We start from the raw sequence: 5,103 nt of genomic DNA, 5'->3' as shown, positions 1-5,103 counted from the left end.
TTGTCGGAACGATGAAAGCATTTATCCCCAATTTTGAACATATGGAGAAAGGGAAAAACCTGGATCAGAAGATGTAACATTTATTTAAGAGCTAAATTGAGTGGAGTTTCATGACTTGGGATGAAACTCCATTTTTTTTATAGATTATTCGCTGGATTTTTAAATCAAATCATACATAAATATAGAATTTGTGAAAATTAACATTTGCATTTTATATTGCTATTCAGTGAGTTGTTGGGTGAGGGGCAGATTTATGACTTTTTTAAAGAATAAAAACGCGGTAGTTTTATAAAAGTATGTATTTTTGCAAAGATTGATTGGATATTGTATATTAGTTGTAAAATAGAGAGATGCTAAGTTTATTGTCAGATAATTGGAGATTGGTGCTATCGATGATATTGGCTTTGTTGATCGGCTGGAATATTCGTGTGCCGGTGTTCAAGATGGCCATACTGAAGAATTTTGTGGATAAACCGAATAAACGTTCTTCACATACCGGGTGTGTTCCGAATATTGGGGGAATTGTTGTTTTTTTAGCTTTTTTGTGTTCATTTTTACTGTTTGTCAGATTCGATAGCCGGCCGGAATTCCAGTATGTTTTATTAGGGGCTATTTTAATCTTTCTGGTGGGTATTTATGACGATTTGCTGGAGATATCTCCTCGTAAAAAAGTCAAAGGAGAGATGTTGGGGGTTTTGGTATTGATTGTGGGAGGAGGGTTTTATCTGACTAATCTGCATGGTTTTCTCAGCTTCTACGAGATCAGCCCGTGGGTGGGTATCCCATTGACTTTTGTGGGTTTGGTCGGATTAATCAATGCGATCAATCTGATCGATGGAATCGATGGTTTGTGTTCGGGAATGGCCATGATCGATTGTATTTTTTTCGGTATTTGGTTTTATTATTGTGACCATATCGAGTATGCTTTGATGTGCGGGGTGTTGACTGCTGCCCTTATCCCTTTCTTTTTGATTAATTTGTTCGGAAAGCGTTCCAAGATGTTTATGGGGGATTCCGGTGCTTTGATGGTTGGATTTTTGCTTGGAGTGATGGCGATTAGATTTTGTGAAACGGATATCAATCTGAAAGGTATTTGTGCGGTAGAAGCAGCGCCCGGAGTGGTGTTCAGCGTATTGGCTATTCCGGTGATAGATACGTTGCGGTTGTTCGCTTCCCGCTGGATGAGAGGAAAATCTCCTTTTGCGCCCGATAAACGGCATTTGCATCATAAATTATTGACCATATATAACGGTGTGCATAAAAAAGCTACCTTTACTATTTTAGGTTTGAACCTGTTGTTTATGGCATTCGCATATATCGGAAGAGACTGGAGAAATGAAATATTGGTCGGCGGAGATATCGTTCTGTTCGCTGTTATGTTCTATATTGTCGACCGGTTGGCAAAGAGAAAGTTAGCTCAGAAAGCTGCGAAATAAACGATTGCAGAGAATCGGTATTCGCCCGGAGATGATTCCGGGTTTTTTAGTTTTTATTTATAAAAAATGAGATCATGAAAGGTATAATATTAGCCGGAGGGTCCGGAACACGTTTGTATCCTGTTACCAAGGGGGTTTCTAAACAGTTGTTGCCCATTTATGATAAGCCCATGATTTATTATCCGTTGTCTGTTTTGATGCTGGCCGGGATAAGGGAGATATTGGTGATTTCAACTCCTCAGGACTTGCCCGGTTTTCGTCGTCTTTTGGGAGAAGGAGAGGATTATGGAGTGAAGTTTACTTATGCGGAACAACCGAGTCCGGATGGATTGGCTCAGGCTTTTATTATCGGCCGCGAATTTATCGGCAGTGATTCGGTTTGTCTGGTTTTGGGAGATAATATTTTTTATGGACAGAGCTTTTCACATATGTTGCAGGAAGCGGTGAGAAATGCCGAGGAGGAGAAGAAAGCCACGGTTTTCGGTTATTACGTCAATGATCCGCAACGATATGGGGTGGCGGAATTCGATGAGAAGGGAAATGTATTGAGTATAGAGGAAAAGCCTGTGCAGCCGAAATCGAATTATGCCGTAGTCGGATTGTATTTTTATCCGAATAAAGTAGTCGGGGTGGCTTCCGGAATAAAACCTTCGGCCAGAGGAGAACTGGAAATTACGACCGTCAATCAGACCTTTTTGCGAGACGAGGAATTGAAAGTACAGTTGTTGGGACGAGGTTTTGCGTGGCTGGATACCGGTACCCACGATTCTTTATCCGAAGCTTCGACCTTTGTAGAAGTGATCGAAAAAAGACAGGGCTTGAAAATTGCTTGTCCCGAAGAAATTGCCTATAAAAAAGGATGGATCGATGCCCGAAAATTGAGGGATTTGGCTGTTCCGATGGCAAAAAATCAGTATGGGCAATATTTATTGAAGTTACTTCGATAAATGCTGTTAGCAAGAATTAAAATAGTGGTTATGAAGGTGATTAAAACAAGTATATCGGATGTCGTTATCCTGGAACCCCGGGTTTTCGGTGACGAGCGTGGCTATTTTTTCGAGAGTTTTTCCCAGCGTGAATTTAATGAGCAAGTGGCTGAGGTTACATTCGTCCAGGATAATGAGTCTAAATCGTCGTATGGGGTGGTAAGAGGTTTACACTACCAGTTGCCTCCTTACACTCAGGCGAAATTAGTCCGTGTGGTGGAAGGTGAAGTACTGGATGTTGTCGTGGATCTACGGAAAAATTCGGCTACTTTTGGAAAACATGTGGCCGTAGTCTTGTCTGGTGAAAATAAACGACAGTTTTTTATTCCTAAAGGATTTGCACATGGGTTCGCTGTGTTGAGTCCACAGGCGATTTTTCAATATAAATGTGACAATTATTATGCTCCGCAGTATGAGAGTGGGATTCAGTTCGATGATCCGGCGCTGGGGATCGATTGGAAAATTCCTGAAGCAGAAATGATTCTCTCGGCAAAGGACAGAATGCATAAGAGATTGGAGGAGGCGTTTGTTTTTGAGGGGTAGGTTAGGGGAACGGAGAATGGAGAAATTGGGAGACTTTTAATAGTTGTAAAGGTTTCAGTGGTTGCGGGAGTGTGAGTCTCTGTTGTAGCCGCTGGTACTGGGAAATGTATATTTAATTTATAATTTATGGCGAATATATTGATTACAGGGGCTAACGGACAATTGGGTTCGGAGTTGAGAAAGATCGGTTTTTCCCCTTTGGATGAAGTGTTTTTTACAGATGTTGCCGAATTGGATATTACCGATTATACGGCGATCGAAAAGTTTATCCAGGTACATGAAGTGGATACGATTATCAACTGTGCGGCTTATACGGCTGTAGACCGGGCTGAAGACGAACCCGGGCCAGCTGCTGAAATCAATACCCAAGCCGTAGCAAATTTGGCGAAGGCGGCACAAAAGGAAGATTGTCTGCTGATTCATATCTCTACGGATTATGTATTCGACGGTACAGCAACGACACCTTATACAGAGAAAATAAAGACTTGTCCGGTCAGTGTGTACGGTAAGACCAAATTGGCCGGAGAAGAGGCGATCATCCGTTCCGGTTGTTTTTATATTATTATTCGTACCGCCTGGCTTTACTCCGCCTTCGGGCATAATTTTGTGAAAACCATTTTGCGCCTGGCAGAAGAGCGGCCGGAGATCAATGTGGTAAACGATCAGATCGGTACTCCTACTTATGCAGAAGATCTGGCCAAAGCGATTGTCAAAATTATGGCTAACGATGATCGGGTAGAACATGAAGGGATTTATCATTACAGTAATGCCGGAGTCTGTTCGTGGTATGATTTCGCAGTTGAAATCGTACGGCTGAGCGGTTTGAACTGCCGGGTAAATCCGGTGACTACAGCCGAATATCCGACTAAAACACATCGGCCGGCTTATTCGGTATTGGATAAAACTAAAATAAAGCATACCTTTGGAGTCGAAGTGCCGGAGTGGCAAGAGGCGCTGAGGAGGATGATGGGGGAAATAAGTGGGGAACAGAGAAAGGAAAAAATATAAAGTTATGAAAAATATTTTAATTACCGGAGGTGCCGGTTTTATCGGTTCACATTTAGTACGGTTGATGGTAAATAAATATCCGGCATATCGGATTATAAATCTGGATAAGTTGACTTATGCCGGGAATCTGGCTAATCTGAAAGATATTGAAAAGAAACCGAATTATGTGTTCGAGAAAGCCGATATTTGTGATTTTCCGGCCATACAGGCTATTTTTGAAAAGTATCAGGTCGATGGCGTTATTCATTTGGCTGCCGAAAGTCATGTAGATCGTTCGATCAAAGATCCGTTTTCTTTCGCTCAGACCAATGTGATGGGAACGTTGAGTATGTTGCAGGCTGCTAAATTAGCCTGGGAGGGCCATTTTGACGATAAGTTGTTTTACCATGTTTCGACCGACGAGGTGTACGGTGCTTTGCAACCCGGTAAGGAACTGTTTACCGAAAAGACCAAGTACGATCCGCATTCTCCTTATTCGGCTTCTAAAGCTTCGTCGGATCATTTTGTCCGGGCTTATCACGATACTTACGGTTTGCCGGTAAAGATCTCGAATTGTTCGAATAACTACGGTTCTTATCAGTTTCCCGAAAAATTGATTCCTTTGTTTATTAATAATATTCGTCATAATAAGCCGCTCCCGGTGTATGGAAAAGGAGAAAATGTCCGGGATTGGTTGTTTGTCGAAGATCATGCACGGGCTATCGATTTGATTTTTCATAAAGGGAAAGTCGGGGATACCTATAATATCGGCGGTTTTAACGAATGGAAGAATATCGATCTGATCAAAGTACTGATCAAGGTGACGGACCGTTTGCTGGGGCGTCCCGAAGGGGCTTCCGATCATTTGATCACTTATGTGACAGACCGGGCCGGGCACGATCTGCGCTATGCTATCGATTCAACAAAATTGAAAAATGAATTGGGCTGGGAACCTTCGCTGCAATTTGAAGAAGGTATTGAAAAGACTGTGAAATGGTATTTGGAAAATCAGGAGTGGTTGGATAATGTGACGAGTGGAGATTATCAGAAATACTACGAGATGATGTACAAATAAGAGGAGTTCTATAAATTAAAATATTGTAGTACAGTTGTTTATATGGTTCCAAGAGCGTAAATTTGCAGAAAATAAG

General features: G+C 41.8%; 5 protein-coding genes. All 5 read left to right on the top strand.

Translation table 11 applies throughout. The features are described from left to right. The first annotated feature begins 350 nt into the window (after positions 1–350). The 5 genes from WS42_RS14150 (at position 351) to rfbB (ending at position 5,027) form a co-directional block, all read left to right on the top strand. Entirely contained in the window at positions 351–1,436 is a 1,086-nt protein-coding gene (locus WS42_RS14150) for an MraY family glycosyltransferase (protein WP_046451304.1), read from the top strand. 74 nt (positions 1,437–1,510) lie between these two features. Further along, complete coding sequence (rfbA, locus tag WS42_RS14145) at positions 1,511–2,383, top strand: glucose-1-phosphate thymidylyltransferase RfbA (RefSeq protein WP_046451303.1); 873 nt, start codon at positions 1,511–1,513, stop codon at positions 2,381–2,383. A gap of 30 nt (positions 2,384–2,413) precedes the next feature. Beyond that, complete coding sequence (gene rfbC / locus WS42_RS14140) at positions 2,414–2,965, top strand: dTDP-4-dehydrorhamnose 3,5-epimerase (RefSeq protein ID WP_046451302.1); 552 nt, start codon at positions 2,414–2,416, stop codon at positions 2,963–2,965. A gap of 126 nt (positions 2,966–3,091) precedes the next feature. Next, positions 3,092–3,973, top strand: a complete 882-nt coding sequence (gene rfbD, locus WS42_RS14135; RefSeq protein ID WP_022160207.1) for a dTDP-4-dehydrorhamnose reductase — start codon at positions 3,092–3,094, stop codon at positions 3,971–3,973. 4 nt (positions 3,974–3,977) lie between these two features. Next, positions 3,978–5,027 (top strand): dTDP-glucose 4,6-dehydratase, encoded by a 1,050-nt coding sequence (rfbB, locus tag WS42_RS14130; RefSeq protein ID WP_046451301.1) that lies wholly within the window; start codon positions 3,978–3,980, stop codon positions 5,025–5,027. Positions 5,028–5,103 lie beyond the last annotated feature (76 nt).

Source organism: Odoribacter sp. N54.MGS-14 (genome assembly GCF_000980295.1).
Lineage (GTDB): Bacteria > Bacteroidota > Bacteroidia > Bacteroidales > Marinifilaceae > Odoribacter > Odoribacter splanchnicus.
This window is presented reverse-complemented; position numbering and strand designations above follow the sequence as displayed.